Below are 21,860 nucleotides of genomic sequence, written 5' to 3'. Positions count from 1 at the left end.
ATCAATGGATGTGAGTGAATGGGTGAGCGCTAGTGTAAAACAGAATGTATCCGATCTGCACCTGTGTAGCGGTCACCCGCCGGTGTGGCGTATCGACGGTCAACTGGTGACGGATGTCGCCCAGCCGCCGTTGCACAACGCTGAGCTGGAGCAGTGGTGCCGCAGTTGGCTGGACCCGGCCTGCGATCAGCAACTGCGCCAATACGGGCAGACCGACTGTGCGCTGACGCTGCCGGAAGGTCAGCGGTTACGGGCAAACCTGTTTATGCAGCGTCACGGTTTGTCGGCAGCACTACGCTTGATCCCGCAACATCAGCCTGATTTGCAGGCGCTGGGTGCGCCGCCGGTGATAGCGGATCTGGTCACCTGCACCGATGGCCTGATTCTGGTGACGGGGGCGACCGGCAGCGGTAAATCCACCACGCTGGCAGCGATGATAGCCGAACTTAATCAACGCCGTGCTTGCCACATCATTACGCTGGAAGACCCGATAGAGTTCCTGCATACCAGCACGCGCTGCCTGATCCAACAGCGGGAAATGGGCCGTCACAGCGAAGGGTTCGCCAGTGCGTTGCGAGCCGCGTTGCGTGAAGACCCGGACGTGCTGTTGCTCGGTGAGCTGCGCGACAGCGAGACGATTCGACTGGCGCTGACGGCGGCGGAAACCGGTCACCTGGTACTGGCTACGCTGCATACCCGGCGGGCTGTACAGGCGGTGGATCGGTTAGTCGATGTGTTCCCTGCCGAGGAGAAAGCGTTTGTGCGTGCGCAACTGGCTGCGAGTTTGCAGGCGGTGGTGGCGCAGAAATTAGTACCGGGGGTGCAAGGCGGACGCGTGGCACTGTTTGAGGTACTGACTGCTACGCCCGCGGTCAGCAACCTGATCCGCGAAGGCAAAACTCACCAGTTGACCAGTGTGCTGCAAACCGGCAGTCAGGTGGGGATGCAAACCTTTGAGCAGAGCTATCAGCAGCGGTATCGGGAAGGCGTGTTGCCGGAGGATGCGCCTGACGGCGCATCATCATAAAGGCATCAGCTCATCTCTCGGCTTGGCGTGTTGCGGTGTTTAGTCCGACTTCGCCACAGCAGTGTCGGCTATGGTTTGTAGCATCGCCGTAAACTCAGGAGCGGGCACCGGGCGCGAAAACAGAAAACCCTGAGCATAGTCGCAACCGATGCGGGCGAGGGTGTCGCACTGTTGCTGTGTTTCAATCCCTTCCGCCACCACTTTGAGGCCAAGGCTGTGCGCCATGGCGATAATCGCCACACAGAGTTCAAACCCGACACCATCGATATCCTCAACAAAGGAGCGATCAATTTTCAGGCAATCAATGTCGAATTTTCTGAGATAGGCGAGTGAGGAATACCCGGTCCCGAAATCATCAATGGCGATCTGGATGCCGGTGTCACGAAACAGATGCAGGTTGTTGTTGACCCGCAGTTCGGCATTCAACAGCAAACCTTCTGTGATTTCGATGATCACGGCGCTTCCGTCCAGCCCGTGTCGCTCCAGTTCCTGGACCCAGCTCATGTCAGAGAAGTCTTTGCTGCGCAATTGGATTGGTGACTGGTTGATGGCGATTTGGAAATTCGGGTCGAATGTTTTACGCCACTGTGCCAGTTGGGTGATGGCCTGCCGGGCGACCCAGTCACCGAGTGGCACAATCAGGCCGGTATCCTCGGCAAGAGGAATAAACTCCGCCGGGCTGACCATACCGCGTGTGGGATGATGCCAGCGCACCAGCGCTTCGGCTTTGACTACGTTGTTGCTTGCCAGTTCGATGATGGGTTGGTAATACACTTCGAATTGGTCGCACTGGATGGCATCACGCAAATCGTTGGTCAGACGTAAACGGGCGCGTGCCGCCTGTTGTAAGGCAGGAGTGTAGTAATTAAAACAGTTGCGCCCGGCTCCTTTGGCGGCATACATGGCCTGATCGGCATTTTTGAACAACCCTTCCAACGTGTCGCTATCGTTGGGAAATAAGGCAATACCGATGCTCGCTGAAACCAACATGCTTTCTCCGTCGATATTGAACGGGCGTGCCAGATGTTCCAACAGGGTTTTGGCTATACGTTCGCAATCATCGGTGCGGAGCAGATCAGACAAGATGATCGCAAATTCGTCGCCCCCCAAACGGGCGATAGTATCAGCCCCCTGAATATAATCGGTAATGCGGTTTGAAACCGCAAAGAGCAGCGCATCGCCGGCACTGTGTCCCAGGCTGTCATTGACCGATTTGAAATGGTCAAGGTCAATCAGCATCAGTGCCATTGGGCGTCCGGTACGTTTAGCGCATTCAACCGCTCGCTCAAGCTTATCCTGAAACATATGCCGGTTTGGCAGCGTGGTCACCGCGTCATAGTTGGCCTGTCGCCAGATCAGTTCCTCCTGCTTTTTGCGCTGTGTGATGTCGGAAAACATGCCGACATAACTTAACGGCGTGCCTGCTGCGTCTTTGACTACATTAATCGTCAGCTCTTTGAGGTAGGGAGTGCCATCTTTTTTGCGATCCCACATTTCACCGATCCACAACCCTTCTTCGTTCAAGGTACGCCCCATGGCGTTATAGAAATCGTCATCGTGCTGGTCGGATCTAAACATGTGCGAAGGTTGCCCGACTATTTCGGCTGGGCTATACCCGGTCAGGTGGGTGAACGCTGGGTTGATGGCAATCACTTGATTATTGGTACCAATAACGATGATGGCTTCCTGACTGCTTTCATAGACTGTGGCGGCAATCTTCATCTGTTCTCGTGCTTTTTGACGCTCGGTAATATCAAGCACGTATACCAGTCGGTCCGCCCTGTGCCCATGCTGCGCAAAAGGGACGGATTCTGACCAAACAGTAATAACGGCACCATCATGGCGAACCACAGTCCATTCTCCCCCCAGCGTGCTGCCTTCATTCAGAAATAACTGATGACGAGCCAGTACGGATTCGCGGGCGGACTCTGGAAAAACCATGGTAAAGGAGTGGTTAATCATTTCTTCCTGGGTATACCCATAGATGGCGCTATAGGCTGGGTTGACGGTGACATAATTTCCGTCGTAATTGATAACGGCAATACCTACCGGGCAGCGGTCAAGAATGGCCTGAAACAGACTTTCTGAATTCCATGGATAACCTGTCATCATTCACCTCATCATTGATGCTGCTTTTGTGACAAACCGTGTTGACTGACGGGTAATCGTGTTGCCATGCCGCCAGCCGATGGATGGTACGCGAGTCTGGTTTGTACGCTGCGTCTTGTGGTTAATTTATTATTTTTAATGTGAATCTTTCTGTATGCATCAAACTGGCCATAAGCGCTGCCGTCGTTCCGTTTCGATGAAGGTGTTTGTCTCATTCATTTTCTTTTAGCTCATTTTGCAGAAACTGTCCTGACAGAGAAATTATCGACCACTGACAGCAACTTCTGAGAAGTCTGTATTGAATTAAGGAAAAAAAGTGGGTTTAGAGAAAAACAGAAGATGATGTACGGTGGGCTGCCTACGCGTGTGGTCAATGTATCTTCTTGGAAAAGGGTGATGATTTTCCATCACCCAATCGTGTCTTTCCCGTTTATTGCGCTATAGCGGCTATTTTGCGCTATTGCGGCAGGTGGTTATTGCAGCATGGAGGGATAGCGTACGCGTTCAGGGTCGCGCTGCATGATGATACGCCCGTGGCGGATGGACAACCGCGCTTTAGCCTGACGCTGCACGGCGTCGTAGTCGTTTTCCGCATCCAGAATCAGTAGGTTGGCCGGGCGGCCAACGGCGAGACCATAGCGTTCGCCCAGATGCAGTGCCTTGGCGCTGTTGTCGGTGACGAAATCAAGACAGCGTTGCAGGTCCTGGTACCCCATCATGTGGCAGATATGTAGCCCGGCGTCGAGAATACGCAGAATGTTGCCGTTGCCGAGCGGATACCATGGATCTTTGATGGAATCCTGTCCGAAGCAGACGTTCATGCCGGCGCGGTCCAGTTCGGCTACCCTGGTGACGCCGCGGCGTTTGGGGAAGCTGTCGAATCGGCCTTGCAGGTGGATGCTTTCGGTTGGACACGACACGAAGCTAATGCCCGAACGCCGTAGCAGACGGAACAGTTTTGAGCAGTAAGCGTTGTCATAAGACCCCATGGCTACGGTGTGGCTGGCGGTGACGCGCGCTCCCATATCCCGCACCCGCGCCTCCTCTGCCAGCACCTCCAGAAAACGTGAGTGTGGATCGTCGGTTTCGTCGCAATGTACATCGACCAGACAACCGGTACGCTCCGCCAGATCCATCAGAAACTTCACCGAGCTGACCCCTTGTTCGCGGGTGTTTTCAAAATGAGGAATGCCACCGACCACGTCGGCACCCAGCGTGATGGCGCGCTCCATCAACTGGCGGCCTTCCGGGTATGAGTCGATGCCCTCTTGCGGAAAAGCGACGATTTGCAGGTCGATCAGATCTTTTACTTCGTCTTTGACGTCCAGCATCGCTTCCAGCGCCGCCAGCGATGGATCGGTAACATCGACATGAGTGCGAACGTGCTGGATGCCGTGGTCGCGCAGCATACCGATCGCCGTATGAGCACGACGCCGGGTGTCTTCGCGGGTAATCGTGGCTTTGCGCTGGCTCCAGCGCTCAATCCCTTCAAACAGCGTGCCACTCATGTTCCATTCCGGCTCGCCTGCGGTCAGGACGGCATCAAGATGAATGTGCGGCTCTACCAGCGGTGGGATGACCAGTTGCCCGGCGGCATCAATGGCGTCCGGCGTGGTGGGCAGCATAGTGGGTTGGACATCTATCGCAGCAATCAGGCCGTTGTGAAGTTGCAGCGTGTAAAACCCAGCCTGATGACGCAACGCAGCGTTGATAATCTTCATAACGACTCCTGTTCCTGTGGGAGGATATTGAACAGCGGTATGGCGGTTTCCTGCGTCGGTGAACCGGACAGTCGCCAGATTAACAGTGCAACGGTAGCGCTGAGGCGAAACAACGGGTCATTCAGGCTGCTGCCCGACAGCTGTTCAATACGTTGCAGACGTTGATGCAGTGTATTGCGATGGATGTCCAGTCGCTCGGCGGCTTTGAGCAGATTGCTGTTTTCCTGCAATACCGCATCCAGCGTTTCAATCAGCAAATAAGGTGATTTGCGGCTATTTTCCATCAGATTGTCCAGTATGTTGTGCATAAATCGGGTGAGCAATGCCGGGTCGTTGACGGCGTTCAGCAATTGCAGCACCCCTAGTTCAGTGTAGTCGCACAAGCCGGTTTCAGGCCGCATAGCCGCAGCGGCGTTCAGCGCTTGTCTGGCTTCGTTGAGTCCGCGCCGGTAGTGCGAGGCCGTGCTGACCGGGCCGGATATCCCGCCGTGCAACGTCAGTGGCGCGATATCGGCGTTGACGGCCTGGCGGAATGCCGCAAGCCCATGATGCTGTTGTTGCAGCAGCGGACTGTTGGCCTGTAACACCGTAAGCCATAGATCACCGAGCGTGACCGGCGGCAGGGCGTCGGGCATTAGTTCCTGTAGCTGTTGCTGCAACTGCTGGTGCGCCCCATGCAGTTGTGCTTCTGGGTAAGTTTGTGCTTCCGGGCAAGCGTCATGAGGTGAAGAAAACAAGGAGGCTATGTCGCATAAGCGCCATGCTATCACCCGGTGCGGCTGGTCCAGCGGCCATTGCAACCGGGCGGCGCGCAGATAAATAAGCGGCAGATCCAGTGAGTCGCTGGTCAGCAACTGGAGCAGAATATCGCTGCGCCATTTATCCCGGTCGCTTTCGCTATGACGATAAAACACCTTCCTGTGATGAGATGCCGACATGATGATCCCTCTGACTTTGTCCCGATAGGGGAAACGGCAATGTCTGTGAAACGCAGCAAGAAACGTGCCGGTTTTGCTGTGAGCGGCGGTGCGGTGATGGGGGGGCAATCCTGTGCAGGCTGCATGATTTGGCGTCAAAATATGGCATGTCATGCCCGTTTGCTGTGCGTTGTGCTGTGTTATGTACCGCAAGTGTGACGCTGTCGGACGATCGAGAAGACGGGGCGCTAAGACTAAGAAACGGCAGTGGCCGTGATGGCCACTGCCGAAGCAGAGGGGGAATCAGCGTGTTTGCAGCAGAGGCGTATGCTCTTTAATACGGAACATCGCCATTGCCTGCACCAACTGGCGAGACTGCTCTTCCAGCGATTGGGTAGTGTCGGTCGATGCCTTGACCAGCGAAGCATTCTGCTGGGCTACTTTGTCAATCTGGGTGAAGGCGATATTCACCTGTTCAATGCCGCGATGCTGTTCCTGAGAGGCGTAGGAGATCTCTTTCATCAGGCTGGTGATGCGGTTGATCTCTTCCGCTACGTCGTCCATGGTTTCACCCGCTTTGGCCGCCAGATCCAGCCCTTGCGACACATGGGACTGAGAGTCCAGAATCAGCGTGCGGATCTCTTTGGCGGCCTGGGCGCTGTGCTGCGCCAGATTCCGCACTTCGCCTGCGACCACGGCAAAACCTTTGCCCTGCTCACCGGCGCGGGCGGCTTCCACGGCGGCGTTGAGCGCCAGAATGTTGGTCTGGAAGGCAATGCCGTCGATAACGCCGAGAATATCGCTGATGCGTTTGGCGCTGGTGGCGATTTCACGCATTTTCTCCACCACATAGTTAACGGATTCATTGCCGCGATCCGTGGTGTCGGAAACCTGATTGGTCAACTGGTGGGCCAGTTCAGCGTTATCGGCATTGCGTTTAACCGTCGCACTCAGTTCTTCCAGGCTGGCGGCTGTCTGCTCCAGCGCCGCGACCGACTCCTCGGTGCGTTCTGCCAGATGGCGGTTACCGCTGAATAGTTCACGACTGCCTTGATCAATCTGATAACTGGCGTCACGTACCTGACCGACTGAATTCAGCAACGCCAGTTGCATACGCTCGATGGCATCGTTCAGCCGCCCCAGTTCATTGTTGCCCGCAGGCGTAACGCGGCGGGTCAAATCACCGGAAGCCACGTGCTCCAGTTGCTCAATAGCGTTGTCCAGCGGTTTGAGCAGCATGTGGCGCAATGCCAACCAACCCAGCAGCACCAGCAGCAAAGATAACAAACAGGCAAACCCGATCAGCATCAGCATTAACTGTTCGTTGCTATTGGCCTGTTGGATGTGTTGTGCGGAGAGTTGTTGGGAGTAGCTGCGGAAATTCTGGATGGATTTATCAAACGCATCGCTAAGCGGGGTCAGATTGTTTTCCAGCAAGGTGTAATATTCGTCGGTGTACTGTCTTTTCAGGGCGTCTAACATCGGTTTTAGCCCCTGGTTCAGGTAATCCTGATAACTTTTCAACACCTGTTGCGCCAGTTTCTGTTCTGGTTCGCTCGTGGTTTCCACACTGCTGAACTGGCGAATTTCCTTGTCGGATTGTTGTACGTAGCTGTCCAATTTATCCGTTTCTTTGGCGCCTACGTCCAGCAACCCGATTTCTATTTTACGTACCGCCAGCGTAGCGGACGCTCTGGCACGTAACGTCAGGTTATAACCATTCATCAACGCGCCCAACTGTTCACCCTGGATCTGGTTGAGCGACGTCAGGGAAGCGCGGCTCTTATTGATAGCCTGAATCCCCATACCGCTGACCAGCAGTAATAACAGGGTGATAACGGCCAGCAGCGTCAGCAGACCGGTACGGATGGAGATATTTTTTAAACGCATGGTTCCATTTCCTATGTGTGTGCAGAGAACAAAAAACCACTGACAAAGCCTGTTTATGGCTCGCCGTACGTTAAGGTGCTGTAGGGGTAATTTTGTTCAGAACATAGCAGATGAAATAGTTCGTTAAAAAGTGAGATTCTCTTATATTTTGTGAATAGAAATATATATATTCGGGGAATTAATCTTTAGGGAAGATCAAATGGCGCTAAATAAATTCGCCCGGCGCTGATCACTGGTTTATCATCTGCTGATAAAAAATGAACATAATGGGCCGATGCCTTGGCTGGCGAGCGCCATCCCAGTTCTGGTCCGCGTTTTCCGGGGCAGTCGAATGAATATCCGGCAAGGTTTCCGAGGTTTCTGTGCAGTTAACAAGTTTTACAGATTATGGTTTGCGAGCGCTGATTTATATGGCGTCACTGCCGGAGGGCAAAATGACCAGCATTTCAGAAGTCACTGAAGTGTATGGCGTGTCACGCAATCATATGGTGAAGATAATCAATCAACTGAGTCATGCCGGGTTGGTTATGGCCGTACGCGGTAAAAATGGCGGCATCCGATTGGGACGCGATCCGTCTGCTATCCGCATTGGCGATGTGGTGCGGGAATTGGAGCCGCTCTCTCTGGTTAACTGTAGCAAGGAGTTTTGTCATATCACCCCCGCCTGCCGTTTAAAGCAAGCCTTGCATCAGGCGGTACAGAATTTCCTGAAAGAACTGGATAATTATACGCTCGCCGATATGGTGGAAGAAAATCCGCCCCTCTATAAATTACTTCTGGTTGATTAAGCCTGTTCAGCCAACTGCTGATGACAACGGAGGAACCGCAATGTCACAAGATCCGTTTCTGGAACGTGAAGCAGAAAAATACGAATTCCCTATCCCCAGCCGCGAGTACATTCTGGAGCATCTGGCAAAACGAGATACGCCTATCAGCCGCGAGGAGTTGGCTTCTGATCTACAACTGACCAGCGATGAACAACTGGAAGGGTTGCGTCGTCGGTTACGTGCCATGGAGCGTGATGGACAACTGGTGTTTACTCGCCGCCAGTGTTACGCGCTGCCGGAAAAACTGGATTTGCTGCGCGGTATGGTGATTGGTCATCGTGATGGCTATGGTTTTCTGCGGGTGGAAGGGCGTAAAGATGACCTTTACCTGTCCGCCGAACAAATGAAAACCGTGATTCATGGCGATGTGGTGCTGGCTCAGTCGCTGGGGGAAGACCGCCGGGGACGTCGGGAAGGGCGCATCGTACGCGTACTGGAGCCGCGCAACAGCCAGATAGTCGGGCGTTACTTCACCGAAGCCGGCACCGGTTTTGTGGTGCCGGACGACAGCCGCCTGAGTTTTGACATCCTGATTCCGCCGGAATTTATCGCCGGTGCCCGTATGGGGTCGGTGGTGGTAGTGGATCTGACCCAACGTGCGACCCGCCGCACCAAGGCTATCGGCAAGATAGTGGAGATTCTCGGCGATAACATGGGGACCGGGCTTGTGGTAGACATCGCGCTACGCACCCATGAGATCCCGCATAGTTGGCCGCCCAAAGTGGAAGAGCAGGTGAGCGACCTGACGGAAGAGGTGCCGGAAGACGCCAAACAAGGCCGGGTCGATTTACGTAAACTGCCGCTGGTCACCATTGACGGTGAAGACGCGCGCGATTTTGACGACGCCGTGTACTGTGAGAAGAAACGCGGCGGCGGCTGGCGACTGTGGGTGGCTATCGCTGACGTCAGCTACTATGTGCGTCCTGGTACGGCGTTGGACCATGAGGCCCGCGCGCGCGGTACCTCGGTTTACTTCCCGTCGCAGGTGGTGCCGATGCTGCCGGAAGTGCTTTCCAACGGGCTATGTTCGCTCAACCCACAGGTAGATCGCCTGTGTATGGTGTGTGAAATGACCGTTTCCGCGCAGGGCAAATTGTCCGGCTACCAATTCTATGAAGCGGTGATGAGTTCTCATGCCCGTCTCACCTACACCAAGGTGTGGAATATTTTGCAGGGCGACGACGCGTTGCGCGAGCATTACCAGCCGCTGGTGGCGCCGCTGGAAGAGCTGCACCGGATGTATAAGGTGCTGGAACATGCGCGTGAGGTGCGTGGCGGTATCGCATTTGAAACCGAAGAAGCCAAATTCATCTTTAACGCTGAACGTCGCATCGAACGGGTGGAAGCGGTGGTGCGTAACGATGCGCACAAGCTGATTGAAGAGTGCATGATTCTGGCGAATATCTCGGCGGCGAAGTTTGTCGAGAAGAGCGAAGAGCCGGCGTTGTTCCGTGTGCATGACCAGCCCAGCGAAGACCATGTGCTGGCGCTGCGCAGCGTGCTTGGCGAGCTGGGGCTGACGCTGAACGGCGGCATGAAACCGCAGCCGAAAGATTATGCCGAACTGATGAATTCCATCGCTGAGCGGCCCGATCATGAAATGTTGCAGACTATGCTGCTGCGCTCAATGAAGCAGGCTATCTACGACCCGGAAAACCGCGGTCACTTTGGGCTGGCGCTGACCTCGTATGCACACTTTACCTCGCCTATCCGGCGTTATCCGGACCTGTCGCTGCACCGTGCCATTAAGTATCTGTTGAGCGACCGTAAAGCCCGCTGGACTCACAGCGGTGGCTGGCACGCCGATTTCAACGAGATGTTACAACTGGGCGAGCACTGCTCGATGACGGAACGCCGGGCCGACGAAGCCACGCGTGATGTGGCCGACTGGCTGAAGTGTGACTTCATGCAGGATCATGTTGGGGAAACCTTTACCGGCATTATCTCCAGCGTCACCGGTTTTGGTTTCTTCGTACGCCTCAATGACCTGTTTATCGATGGTCTGGTGCACGTCTCCACGCTGGATAACGATTATTATCGCTATGACAACGTCGGCCAGCGTTTGATCGGCGAATCCCGTGGTCAGACTTATCGACTGGGGGACGAGGTGGAAATCCGTGTTGAAGCGGTACACATGGATGAACGCAAGATTGATTTTGCGTTGATCTCTTCCACCCGTAAGGTGCGTGGTGCAGGCAAAACCGCGCGTGATCGGGTGAAGAAAGGCAGCGATGCAGGCGCGAAGCCACCGCGTCGTCGGCGCACCGGCCAGCGCGCCAACTTTGAGCCGGATAGCGCGTTCCGCCCTGAAGGCGACGGTAAAAAACGCCAGCCTGCCAGCAAGGATAAAGGTAAGGCGAAAACCGGCGGTAAAAAGAAGGCGGCAAAATCGCAAAAGAACGCTGAAAAAACGCGTAAGATTGCGGCGGCCACTCGCGCTAAGCGCGCCAGCAAAAAGACGAAACCGGCAGAGTGACGCAGGTCGCCTGACCGTTGTATGTGTATCATGGGCAGCCGGGTTGGCTGCCTTAACCTGTTTGAAGCGTATTATTAAAGAGTAGTAATGAGCGAAATTATTTACGGCATCCATGCGGTGAAAGCGCTGCTGGAACAAGATCCCCAACGTTTTCTGGACGTGTTCATCCTAAAAGGGCGTGAAGACCGCCGCCTGCAACCGCTGATCACCGAACTGGAAGCCAACGGCATCGCGGTGCAGGTTGCCAGCCGCCAGTGGCTGGATGATAAGGTGGATGGCGCGGTGCATCAGGGCATTGTCGCCAGGGTGAAAGAAGGCAGACAGTATCAGGAAAACGACCTGCCGGGGCTGCTGGCATCGTTGGATACTCCGTTCCTGCTGGTGCTGGATGGGGTGACCGACCCGCACAATCTGGGTGCCTGCCTGCGTAGTGCTGACGCGGCGGGGGTTCACGCAGTGATTGTGCCGCGTGATCGTTCCGCCCAACTGAATGCCACCGCGAAGAAAGTCGCCTGCGGCGCAGCGGAAACGGTGCCGCTGATCCGCGTCACCAATCTGGCGCGCACGCTGCGTTTCTTGCAGGAACAAAACGTCTGGATCGTCGGTACGGCGGGCGAAGCGGATCATACCTTGTATCAAAGTAAACTGACTGGCCCACTGGCGTTGGTGATGGGGGCTGAAGGCGAAGGAATGCGTCGCCTGACCCGTGAGCATTGCGATGAGCTGATCAGCATTCCAATGGCGGGTAGTGTGTCGTCGCTGAATGTCTCGGTCGCCACCGGCGTCTGCCTGTTTGAGGCGGTGCGTCAGCGTTTGGTGTAACGGTGGCGTGCGTGCGCTAAAAGAAACCGACACCGGGGAGATATCCGGCAACAGGGCAACCGTCACGGGTTGCCCTGTTGCTATCGGATGAAGTGCTATCAGATGAAGTGCTATCGGGTGAAGACAGGCGTTATTTCTTCAGGCTGGCGATTTTCTGTTCTACCGCCGCGCACCATAGTACCGAATTGCGCGATGGCCAGGACGAGGCAGGTAAACGGCTTTCTACCGCCTGCTGCCACACCAACGACCCGATATCGACATTACCCAGCAGTTCGCGTGTGTTGACCAGCGATTCTATCCAGGCATTCCATTCCGGGCTGCGGCACGGATACTCCGAAGCCGCGACCGCACCGCTAAAGCCGCTGGTCAGCAGTAACAACGCGATGGCGGCAATCTTTGTTTTCATCCTTATCCTCTCAATCTTGCTGTAGTGGTACTGATTTTGTCTGAGCGGTTCATGGTCGTGGCGCGGTTGGCAATGGCCGATAGAAGACCGCATAACCGTGCCAGCTATTCCGCAGCACATGTTCGTTTTCTGTCAGGCTGACGACCCGGTAGTAAGGCATACCACGTGCGTTGGCCTGATGCTGTATTTCCTGTACCGCATCATCCAGGCTGCCGTATACAGTGACCGAGACAGACCCGGTCTTTTGCAGTAGATAGCTTTGCTCTCTGGAGACTTCGACTGCCTGTTTTGCGGGGGGTGGCGGCGGAACCGGTTTGCCAGCCAGCAACGCGCAACTGCTGAGTAACATCGACAGCGTGGTGCTTAACAACACCTTGCGCCAGAGCGTCGGACTAAACAGCCATGATAGGCGAGCCATAATGCAATGCTCCACTCAGTTCAGTGTGAAAGTACAGGTAGTGTAACCGCTTGAGGAAAAGAGAGATACCGCTGGCGTGTAAAGGGGAAAACGCACTACGGCAAACCTCCGCCGCTAGCCAGCGGAGGTTTGAAACGATCCGTGCCTGAAACGATCAATGCTGGATGGCGAACACGCTGACGACATCGCTCAGATGGTGGCCTTTCTCACGTAGCCCTTGGGCCGTGTTTACCGAGTTTTGTACCAGCGAAGCGTTCTGGTGAATCGCTTGTCCAATCTGGCTGATAGCCACATTAACCTGCTCGATTCCCAGCGCTTGTTCGCGTGAGGCGAGATCAATATCGTTGACGATTGTGCTGACCTGCTGGCTGCGTTGCAGCAAATCGTCCATGACCGTGCGGGTTTTTTCCGAGAAATGGTAGCCGGTTTCGATCTGATGCAAAGATTCGGCAATCAGCGCTTCGATTTCCTTCACCGCTGAAGCGCTGCGCTGGGCCAGCGAGCGTACCTCGGCGGCGACTACGGCGAAGCCCTTGCCGTGCTCGCCAGCGCGAGAGGCTTCCACGGCGGCGTTGAGCGCCAGAATGTTAGTCTGAAATGCGATGGACTCAATAGTGGTGGTGATGTCGGCTATCTTCTGCGATGAGCGTTTGATTTCACTCATGGTTTCCACCGAGTCCGCCACGGTTTTGCTGCCATTTTGCGCGGCGCTGGCGCTTTGCGCCGCCAGATTTTTGGCGGCGGAAACGTTGTCGGCATTTTGTTTCACTGTTGATGCCAACTGTTCCATCGTCGCTGAGGTTTCTTCCACACTGCTGGCCTGACGAGAAATCTGCTCGCTGATATTACCGCTGTCTTCGGCCAGCGCATCAGTACCGACGGCGATCTCCTGCTCAGCATCGCGCACCTGCGACACCAGCCGGGTCAGGCCGTGTCCCATACCGTTGATGGCGTCTACCAACCTGCCTACTTCATCCTGACTCTGGGTGGTAAGCGTAGCCTGTAGATTCCCGGCGGCGAACTGTTCCGCCACGTTAACCACTTCATCCAATGGCCGGCTTAACCAGCGGCGGATGAGATAGACAAAGAACAGGGCAAACAGTGCTACCAGCGCGATACCACCACCTAAAAACAGATTGCGGATAGTGGTGATTTCCGCAAGCAGGCTGGCTTTGCTGATGGTGCCGACGACAACCCATTTCCATTGCGGTACGCTGCGGTACACCATCACCTGGGTACGATCATCGCCGTTCAGGCTGTTATCGGCGTATTCCAGACTGCCGCTGTCATTTTTCAACACCCGTTGCAGTACATCGCCGGACCAGTTCGGTTTTTGCCCGATCAGCGTCGGGTGTACCAGATAGGTGCCGGCTGCGGCGTCTGCCTTGTTGAGTACGATAAAATGGCCGGTATCGCCAATTTGCTTATCCAGAATGCGTTTTTGCATTAGGGCAAATTCTTTGCTGATATCAATCCCGACGAACAGAATGGCGATGACGTTACCGCTGGCGTCGGTAACCGGTTGGTACTGGGTGATATATTGTTTGCCGAACAGTACCGCCAACCCGCTAAAAGCGTTGTTGCCGGAGACTGAGGTAAACGCCGGACTGGTGCGATCCAGTTTGGTGCCGATGGCGCGTGAGCCGTCCTCTTTTTTTAGCGATGTGGTGATGCGTACGAAGTCGTCGCCATCGCGCACGAAAATGGTGGAGATAGCGCCGGTACGGTTGAAGAAATCGTCGGTAACGGCGGTATTCATATTGAGAATGGTATCACCGGACTTCAGTGTCGGCGCGGTGGTGCCGCTGATGGGTAAACGCGCCTGATTATCTACGGTGAAACGAGAAGGAAGAAAGCTGGCAAACAGATTGGTGTAGTTGTTGACGCTGGCCCGCAGGCTCGTGTCGTACATGGCTATCATATCCGTAATACCGGTGACCTGACTTTCCATGTCATGCATTGTCAAGGATTCCAGCTTATCGCCTGCTGAGCGCGTCAGACTGAGGCTGAAAGCAAGAAACAGCACTGCCACACTCAGGGAGGCAATGACCGAAAGTTTGACACCGAGGCTCCAGCGTCTAAAAGCAAGCTGCATGATGATTCTCTTTACTGTGGGACATGATTGGGGGTTGATTAATGCCGTTAACGACAAAAAAGCGCAGAATTTTACACTAATTGATGTTTTTGTAATTAATTTGATTAAAGTCATTGCAAGTTGTCGTGTGGGTTATCTGTCGGGTGGTGAGAAAAAGGAGACGATGATGGTAGAGATGGGAAGTGAGAATGTTTCAGGAATAGAGGTGCTACATGCTTTTCCATCTGGTTGCAGAATGCGGCCATTACCGACCATTTTCTTTTTTCATGGCTATACCTCGTCGAAGGAGGTCTACTCGTATTTTGCCTATGCGCTGGCGAAGGCTGGGTTTCGTGTTATCGCACCGGACGCATTGATGCATGGCGCACGGTTTGACGGCGATGACGCGCGGCGCTGGCGCTGTTTTTGGGATATTTTGCTGAATAATGTGCAGGAGTTGCCAGGGTATCGGGTCTGGTGCCGTGAACATGGGCTGATTGACGGTGATAGAGTCGGAATATGTGGCGCGTCGATGGGCGGGATGACGGCACTGGCTGCGATGACGCAATACCCCTGGCTGCGCTCGGTCGCGTGTTTTATGGGTTCCGGCTATTTTTCGTCGCTGTCGCAGACGCTGTTTCCGCCGGTAATGTCGGATGAACCGCAAGCGCAGGCGCAGTTGCAAGCGCTGGCTGAACGGGTCGCGCCCTATGATGTGCGCCATCAGTTGGATAAGCTTGCCGACCGACCCCTGTTGCTCTGGCACGGTCTGGCGGATGAACTGGTACCGGCGCAGGAGAGTGAACGATTGTACCGGGAACTGAGCGCCCGTCAGTTACAACAGCACCTGACTTATCTGACCGAGGCTGGCATTGGTCACAAGATTACCCCGACCGCTCTGGAAGCCTGTGTGGATTTTTTCTCTCGAACACTGTGATTTTTTCTCTATCAGGCCCACCGGCAGCCGATTCGCTCTGGTTTTCCGGTTTTCTCATGCCGGAAATCAGCAATATGGCTTGTTTTCCCATATGGTGGTCATTATAATTACGCGTCATTTTTTCAGCCGTACACAACACGTTCCTTGCTTCCATGGGCCACGGCTGACCCTGACAGGAGGCTGAATAATCCGTAAGGAGCAATTCGATGCGTCATTACGAAATCGTTTTTATGGTTCATCCTGACCAGAGCGAACAGGTTCCGGGCATGATCGAGCGTTACACTGGTGCCATCACTGGTGCAGAAGGCAAGATCCACCGTCTGGAAGACTGGGGCCGCCGTCAGCTGGCTTACCCGATCAACAAACTGCACAAAGCTCACTACGTTCTGATGAACGTTGAAGCGCCGCAGGAAGTGATCGATGAGCTGGAAACTAACTTCCGCTTCAACGACGCCGTTATCCGCAGCATGGTTATGCGCGTTAAACACGCGGTAACTGAAGCATCTCCGATGGTGAAAGCGAAAGACGAACGCCGTGAGCGTCGTGACGAATACGCTGAAGCTGATGATGATGCTGAAGTTGGGGATTCTGAAGAGTAATTGTTGTGGTGACGGCCAATCGGCTGGAATTGTCTGGCACGGTGTGCAAGACACCCATTCGAAAAATCAGTCCGTCGGGTATTCCTCACTGTCAGTTTGTGCTTGAGCACCGTTCAGTGCAGGAAGAGGCCGGACTTAGCCGACAAGCATGGTGCCGTGTGCCCGTGATTGTCAGTGGACACCCGTCACAAGCATTTACCCACAGTATAACGGTCGGTATGCAACTCAGGGTTCAGGGGTTCATCAGTTGCCACCAAGGGCGCAATGGCCTCAGTAAATTGGTGTTACATGCCGAGCAGATTGAATTGATTGATTCTGGAGACTAGCCAAATGGCACGTTATTTCCGTCGTCGCAAGTTCTGCCGTTTCACCGCGGAAGGCGTTCAAGAGATTGACTATAAAGACATCGCAACGCTGAAAAACTACATCACTGAAAGTGGTAAAATTGTACCGAGCCGCATCACTGGCACCCGTGCAAAATACCAGCGTCAACTGGCCCGCGCTATCAAGCGTGCGCGCTACCTGTCTTTGTTGCCGTACACTGATCGTCATCAGTAATCGGCCACTGTCCATTAACGAGACTTTGAGAGGATAAGGTAATGCAAGTTATTCTGCTGGATAAAGTAGCAAACCTGGGCAGCCTGGGTGATCAGGTTAACGTTAAAGCGGGCTACGCTCGTAACTTCCTGGTTCCGCAGGGCAAAGCCGTGCCGGCAACCAAGAAAAACGTTGAGTTCTTCGAAGCCCGTCGCGCTGAACTGGAAGCCAAACTGGCTGACGTTCTGGCTGCTGCTGAAGCCCGCGCTGAGAAAGTTAACACGCTGGCTTCCGTGACCATCGCTTCTAAAGCGGGTGACGAAGGTAAACTGTTCGGTTCTATCGGTACTCGTGACATCGCTGATGCGGTGACTGCTGCGGGTGTTGAAGTAGCGAAAAGCGAAGTTCGTCTGCCGAACGGCGTTCTGCGCACACTGGGTGAGCACGAAGTGAGCTTCCAGCTGCACAGCGACGTATTCGCTAAGCTGAACGTTGTCGTTGTTGCTGAGTAATTTTTACTTCGCTGCATGATAACGCGTAAAACGCTGGCCTTGTGCCAGCGTTTTGCATTTCTGCACTATCATCATTTCTGCACTATCATCATTTTTGTATCACCATCATCTTTGTACTCTCTCATCGCTATTAGCCATTCACTGGAAAGATCATCAGCACCTATTTCCAGTATAAAGGTAGGGCTATTCAGCTGCCTTTCTCTGATTTTTTACTCTATTTTATTGATATTTAAATATTTAATTAATTTCATCGCTGTGTTTTTTCTGCTTAATAATTTTCTGTGATGTTATTCACATATATTTTTTTCACCTGAAAAGCGACGTCGAATAAATGTCAGGTGGCGATACTCATCACACTCCATGCTGAAATTTTCATCGTCTTCTTGACAGTGATACGCCCTTCATCGGAAAAATATGCAAACGTTCCTGCAAACGTTTTATAAAAAGAATGTATTAAAAAAACCCTACAGAAGAAAGAGGACACGATGAAAAACATCAATATAGCGATGGGCTTATGCTGCGGCAGTTTACGCATGAGAGGAAACGGTAGCGCCGGTGTAAAACCGGCGGCATCACGCCATGGTGCGTTTGTTACCAGAACAAAGGGGGTAAGAGGAAGACCTGACGGTTATACGGCGAACTAAACAGCCTCACCGTAACTGTTACAGCGTGCTGAACATCATTAAGCCGGTCAGGGAAATAGCGAGAAGTCTTTTCCTGAATGGGTAACCCACAGCACATCCTCACCATCCTTTCTGGAGAAAAACCTATGTCAACGCATGACATGAGTGTCGGCGCGATGAGTGGTGCCGTCAGTACTGTTGCCTCTGGGGGCACAACATCGGCTGAATTGGTTGCCCGCCTTGAACGAATGCCGATTACCCGCCAGTTGATGACAATTCGTGTAGTAGTTGGTCTTTCAACCTTCTTTGATGCTTATACTGTACTGGCAATCGCATTTGCCATGCCGCAACTGGCGGCAGAATGGGGATTGAATGCGACGGATATTGGAATGATTATCGCCGCCAGCTATGTCGGGCAATTAGTCGGAGCCGTATTTTTTGGTTCTCTGGCCGAAAAAATTGGTCGTCTCGGCGTATTAAAGATAACGATTATCCTGTTTGTGATAATGGATGCATCCTGCCTGTTTGCCTGGAGCGGTACCTCAATGATGGTATTCCGTTTCCTGCAAGGCGTGGGTATTGGCGCTGAAGTGCCGGTCGCCAGTTCCTATATCAATGAATTCGTCGGTGCCAAAAAGCGTGGGCGATTCTTTCTGTTGTATGAAGTCATTTTCCCAATAGGCATGATGTTTGCGGGCATCGCTGGGTATTTTCTGGTGCCGATTTATGGCTGGAAGGCGATGTTTATCGTGGGGCTGATTCCATCCATCATCACGGTGCCGTTACGCTGGTTTATGCCGGAGTCACCTCGCTGGCTGGCTTCCAGGGGACGCCTGGCCGAAGCGGACGCCGTGGTAAAAAAACTTGAGGATGAAGTGATTCGCCATGGCGGCACGCTGCCTGAACCGGTGGTTCGCCAAACTGAGGAGAAAGCTGTTGCCCGGCAAGGGTGGCGTGAATTGTTTCATGGTATTTACCGCAAGCGTACGTTTACCATTTGGGCACTGTGGGTGTGTGGATATACCATCAATAATGGTCTGGTGACCTGGTTGCCAACGCTGTATAAAAAGGTGTTTGGATTACCGATTGAAACCGCACTGGCGTATGGCTGGACGACATCGGCGTTTGGTGTGTTGGCCTCGATTGTCTGCGCGTTGTCGATTGATAAAGTAGGGCGTAAGCCCTGGTATGCAGCAGCATTCCTATTGGCGATCATTCCTCTGGTTACGCTGACCGGGCTGGGAGCGACCAGTCCGATGCAGATTCTGGTTTGTGCGACGGCGGCATACGCCATATTACAAACCGTCACCTTCTCTTTGTATCTCTACTCTTCAGAACTTTATCCGACGCGGTTACGCGCCATCGGCACCGGGCTTGGTAGCGCATGGCTGCGAGCAGGTTCCGCCGTCGGACCTATGTTAGTCGGTATCATCGTCAGTGATTTTGGTATTCGGTATGTGTTTGTCGCCTTCGCGCTGATAGCCTTGATCGGGGGTGTGGTAACGCTGCTGTACGCGATTGAAACCAAAGGAAAGGTCCTGGAGGAATTATCGCCATAGCGGCTCCTGATCTCGTTTGCCCCGTGTCTGCGGGGCAAACCCATCAGTGACTGATCGTTAATCGGGCTGATTCTATATGGAGAAATTGGCAGTGGTAGTTTTGCCATACCTACTGTCTGTTGCTAAGACAATGCGATTAAGGATAGTTATCTGCATAAGATGATTGATTTTATGAATAGCGTTTCAGGCACCCAATGACAATAATAAAGATAAGATACGGTAGAGGAATATATAGACGCCATTGCTTTCTAATTAATTGAAGTTATGAGCATTAATAAAATGTGATGTTTGTTAGGTTCGTCACGTTTCTGTGTTTTTTTTGACGAAAAATGTAATTTTGTCGTGCCCTAAGCAAAACGAGTACAGCATATTCAATGCACCAAAACCGTTACCGATAATACGACAATATAACGTAATTTTTTTTCTGGTCGTCAAGGGTGGGATAGATATGGGTTTTATTAATAAGCTAATGAATAGAATGAAAGTGTCTCATAAGTTATATGGGGGATTTTCGGTCGTTCTCATGTTGGTGATTATCGCCTCAGGATTTGCTGCGGTTCGTTTTTTTACTATCCGTGATCTCTATATAAAGACGACGATCATGAATGAGATGAACCATTACCTTGATCAGTCGAAAATCGCGAGAATTAAATATTTCTTTTCCTTTGACGAGTCCAATCTTAATAATCTGGTGAATTATAACAACCAGATAGTTGAGAGTATTAATAAAACCAAGGCGTTATCATGGGGCGATGAATATTCTGCTTATATGAACAGTCTGGATCAGGACATGAAGCAGTACTGGCAGGATCTGGATGTGGAGAAGGCGGCATTAAATAAAGTCAGGGAGACGAATAATGCTATTGATGCGCTGAGTGGAGGGAATCAACTGACTCAGGCTATCGGCAGTGTAGTGCTGAAGCCGGATGAGACTGGCTTGCTGGCAAAGCGCGATGCGATGTTGTTGGCAATCGCTAAACTGAGCGCCAGTACACAGGTACTACAGCGGGTAGGTAATGCAGATTCGCTAAAAGCGCAGCAACGTAATTATGATGAGGCGCTGAAAGCGCAGGCCGATCTTGCCAGCGCGCTTGATGGTGAGCGAAAAGCCAGGCTGGCCGATGCCGCTGCCTATATCGACAGTTATGGTCGGGTCGGCAAACAGTATTTTGACAACCTGACCAACCTGAAGACTGTTGATACGAAATTTCGTGCTACGGGGGATAAAATCACTGCAGATATTGCCAGCATTGTCAACAATATAGATGCAAAAAATAGCGTGATCGTTAACAGCTCAGTATTGCAGATGATAACCCTCGGTGGGGTTGCCGTATTGTTCGGTTTGCTGATTTCCTGGTCGATAACCCGACAGATCACCCGCCCTATTATGTCCAACCTGAAACTGGCGGAAACTATTGCTGATGGCGATTTGTCTACCTCAGTGACGATTGAACGTAACGACGAACTGGGAATGCTGACAAGCGCCATGATGGATATGACATTACGATTGCGCAAACTGGTGGCGGATATTCGCCACAGCGTCCATCGTGTAGCAGGCGCATCGACGGCTATCGCTTCAGGTAATAATGATCTTTCATCGAGAACGGAACAGCAATCCAGTGCGATTGTGGAAACGGCAGCCAGTATGGAACAGCTGACCTCAACGGTGAAAAACAATGCCGATAACGCTCGCCATGCCAGCCAGATTACCAGTCAGGCATCCAATATTGCTAATCAGGGCGGCGATATTATCCGGCAGGTGATTCGCACTATGTCCGATATTTCCGGCAGTTCCAAGAAAATTTCCGATATTACTTCCGTCATTAATAGCATCGCGTTTCAGACCAATATCCTGGCGTTGAACGCCGCTGTGGAGGCGGCTCGTGCCGGGGAGCAAGGCCGTGGATTTGCGGTTGTCGCCAGCGAAGTGCGCAGTTTGGCGCAGCGCAGTTCTCAGGCGGCCAAAGAGATTGAAGCGCTGATTTCTGAGTCGGTTTCCCGTGTGGATGTGGGGGCGGAGCTGGTGACGAAAGCGGGCGCGACTATGGATGAAATCGTCGAGTCGGTAAACTCGGTCAATAACCTGATGAGCGAAATCGCTATCGCGTCTGATGAACAGAGCCGTGGTATTTCGCAGATCGGTAGCGCTGTGACCGAAATGGATTCGACCATCCAGCAGAATGCCTCCATGGTCAGTGAATCCTCGTTAGCGGCACATGCGCTGGAAGAGCAAGTGGCGCGTCTGGCTGAATTGATTGCGGTCTTCCATCTGCCTGAAGGCAGTGATGATGATGCGGAATCAGACTATGGTCGCCCTGCGGCGCTGGTGTCGGCGCGTCGGTTGTTATCGTAACGCAATCCGCTCTGGCCGCTCTGGTTAACAGAGCGGCCTGTTTTTTTAGTGAG

19 protein-coding genes are annotated in these 21,860 nt (G+C 53.1%); 12 read left to right on the top strand and 7 right to left on the bottom strand.

Annotated elements, in window-relative coordinates:
• Positions 1 to 4 precede the first annotated feature (4 nt).
• Positions 5 to 1,027, top strand: a complete 1,023-nt coding sequence (locus tag Dpoa2040_RS12190) for a type IV pilus twitching motility protein PilT (RefSeq protein ID WP_168641409.1) — start codon at positions 5 to 7, stop codon at positions 1,025 to 1,027.
• 39 nt (positions 1,028 to 1,066) lie between these two features.
• On the opposite strand, the gene Dpoa2040_RS12185 is transcribed toward Dpoa2040_RS12190, so the two are convergent.
• From Dpoa2040_RS12185 to Dpoa2040_RS12175, 3 genes are all read right to left on the bottom strand, one after another.
• A complete protein-coding gene (locus Dpoa2040_RS12185) occupies positions 1,067 to 3,139 on the bottom strand; it encodes a bifunctional diguanylate cyclase/phosphodiesterase (RefSeq protein ID WP_246867294.1) in 2,073 nt (690 codons plus the stop codon).
• Positions 3,140 to 3,609: 470 nt separating this feature from the next.
• Entirely contained in the window at positions 3,610 to 4,857 is a 1,248-nt protein-coding gene (gene codA / locus Dpoa2040_RS12180; protein ID WP_168641408.1) for a cytosine deaminase, read from the bottom strand.
• The gene (locus tag Dpoa2040_RS12175) at positions 4,854 to 5,795 is read right to left on the bottom strand and encodes a CdaR family transcriptional regulator (RefSeq protein WP_168641407.1); all 942 of its coding nucleotides are present in this window, start codon (positions 5,793 to 5,795) and stop codon (positions 4,854 to 4,856) included. Before Dpoa2040_RS12175 ends, codA begins: the two co-directional genes overlap by 4 nt.
• Positions 5,796 to 5,834: 39 nt before the next feature.
• On the opposite strand from Dpoa2040_RS12175, the gene Dpoa2040_RS12170 reads away from it, so the two are divergent.
• Positions 5,835 to 5,993, top strand: coding sequence for a hypothetical protein (locus Dpoa2040_RS12170; protein WP_168641406.1), 159 nt, complete (start codon positions 5,835 to 5,837; stop codon positions 5,991 to 5,993).
• An 84-nt stretch (positions 5,994 to 6,077) separates the two neighbouring features.
• Here Dpoa2040_RS12170 and Dpoa2040_RS12165 read toward each other — a convergent pair whose 3' ends face one another.
• Entirely contained in the window at positions 6,078 to 7,664 is a 1,587-nt protein-coding gene (locus Dpoa2040_RS12165; protein ID WP_168641405.1) for a methyl-accepting chemotaxis protein, read from the bottom strand.
• 362 nt (positions 7,665 to 8,026) lie between these two features.
• Here Dpoa2040_RS12165 and nsrR point away from each other — a divergent pair, with 362 nt between their 5' ends.
• The 3 genes from nsrR to rlmB all read left to right on the top strand — a co-directional run bounded on the left by nsrR (position 8,027) and on the right by rlmB (position 11,789).
• Positions 8,027 to 8,452 (top strand): nitric oxide-sensing transcriptional repressor NsrR, encoded by a 426-nt coding sequence (gene nsrR, locus Dpoa2040_RS12160; RefSeq protein WP_168641404.1) that lies wholly within the window; start codon positions 8,027 to 8,029, stop codon positions 8,450 to 8,452.
• 40 nt (positions 8,453 to 8,492) lie between these two features.
• Entirely contained in the window at positions 8,493 to 10,967 is a 2,475-nt protein-coding gene (gene rnr / locus Dpoa2040_RS12155; protein ID WP_168641403.1) for a ribonuclease R, read from the top strand.
• Positions 10,968 to 11,054: 87 nt separating this feature from the next.
• Positions 11,055 to 11,789 (top strand): 23S rRNA (guanosine(2251)-2'-O)-methyltransferase RlmB, encoded by a 735-nt coding sequence (gene rlmB, locus Dpoa2040_RS12150; protein WP_042872592.1) that lies wholly within the window; start codon positions 11,055 to 11,057, stop codon positions 11,787 to 11,789.
• Between the two features lie 130 nt (positions 11,790 to 11,919).
• Here rlmB and Dpoa2040_RS12145 read toward each other — a convergent pair whose 3' ends face one another.
• From Dpoa2040_RS12145 to Dpoa2040_RS12135, 3 genes are all read right to left on the bottom strand, one after another.
• Positions 11,920 to 12,195 (bottom strand): hypothetical protein, encoded by a 276-nt coding sequence (locus tag Dpoa2040_RS12145; RefSeq protein WP_042872589.1) that lies wholly within the window; start codon positions 12,193 to 12,195, stop codon positions 11,920 to 11,922.
• 49 nt (positions 12,196 to 12,244) lie between these two features.
• Positions 12,245 to 12,613, bottom strand: coding sequence for a biofilm peroxide resistance protein BsmA (bsmA, locus tag Dpoa2040_RS12140; protein ID WP_168641402.1), 369 nt, complete (start codon positions 12,611 to 12,613; stop codon positions 12,245 to 12,247).
• Between the two features lie 154 nt (positions 12,614 to 12,767).
• On the bottom strand, positions 12,768 to 14,708 hold the full coding sequence (locus tag Dpoa2040_RS12135) for a methyl-accepting chemotaxis protein (RefSeq protein ID WP_168641401.1): 1,941 nt from the start codon (positions 14,706 to 14,708) through the stop codon (positions 12,768 to 12,770).
• A 166-nt stretch (positions 14,709 to 14,874) separates the two neighbouring features.
• Here Dpoa2040_RS12135 and yjfP point away from each other — a divergent pair, with 166 nt between their 5' ends.
• The 7 genes from yjfP to Dpoa2040_RS12100 all read left to right on the top strand — a co-directional run bounded on the left by yjfP (position 14,875) and on the right by Dpoa2040_RS12100 (position 21,807).
• A complete protein-coding gene (gene yjfP, locus Dpoa2040_RS12130) occupies positions 14,875 to 15,624 on the top strand; it encodes an esterase (RefSeq protein ID WP_168641400.1) in 750 nt (249 codons plus the stop codon).
• A gap of 206 nt (positions 15,625 to 15,830) precedes the next feature.
• The gene (gene rpsF / locus Dpoa2040_RS12125) at positions 15,831 to 16,223 is read left to right on the top strand and encodes a 30S ribosomal protein S6 (protein WP_042872586.1); all 393 of its coding nucleotides are present in this window, start codon (positions 15,831 to 15,833) and stop codon (positions 16,221 to 16,223) included.
• A 5-nt stretch (positions 16,224 to 16,228) separates the two neighbouring features.
• Positions 16,229 to 16,549 (top strand): primosomal replication protein N, encoded by a 321-nt coding sequence (gene priB, locus Dpoa2040_RS12120; protein WP_168641399.1) that lies wholly within the window; start codon positions 16,229 to 16,231, stop codon positions 16,547 to 16,549.
• 4 nt (positions 16,550 to 16,553) lie between these two features.
• Entirely contained in the window at positions 16,554 to 16,781 is a 228-nt protein-coding gene (gene rpsR / locus Dpoa2040_RS12115; RefSeq protein ID WP_000135199.1) for a 30S ribosomal protein S18, read from the top strand.
• A 41-nt stretch (positions 16,782 to 16,822) separates the two neighbouring features.
• Positions 16,823 to 17,272, top strand: a complete 450-nt coding sequence (rplI, locus tag Dpoa2040_RS12110; RefSeq protein WP_042872585.1) for a 50S ribosomal protein L9 — start codon at positions 16,823 to 16,825, stop codon at positions 17,270 to 17,272.
• A 769-nt stretch (positions 17,273 to 18,041) separates the two neighbouring features.
• Positions 18,042 to 19,454, top strand: coding sequence for an MFS transporter (locus tag Dpoa2040_RS12105; protein ID WP_246867293.1), 1,413 nt, complete (start codon positions 18,042 to 18,044; stop codon positions 19,452 to 19,454).
• Between the two features lie 448 nt (positions 19,455 to 19,902).
• Positions 19,903 to 21,807 (top strand): methyl-accepting chemotaxis protein, encoded by a 1,905-nt coding sequence (locus tag Dpoa2040_RS12100; RefSeq protein WP_168641398.1) that lies wholly within the window; start codon positions 19,903 to 19,905, stop codon positions 21,805 to 21,807.
• Positions 21,808 to 21,860 lie beyond the last annotated feature (53 nt).

The organism is Dickeya sp. CFBP 2040 (genome assembly GCF_012273755.1).
GTDB lineage: Bacteria > Pseudomonadota > Gammaproteobacteria > Enterobacterales > Enterobacteriaceae > Dickeya > Dickeya poaceiphila.
The sequence above is the reverse complement of the archived record's forward strand: the minus strand, read 5'-3'. Positions and strand labels throughout refer to the sequence as shown.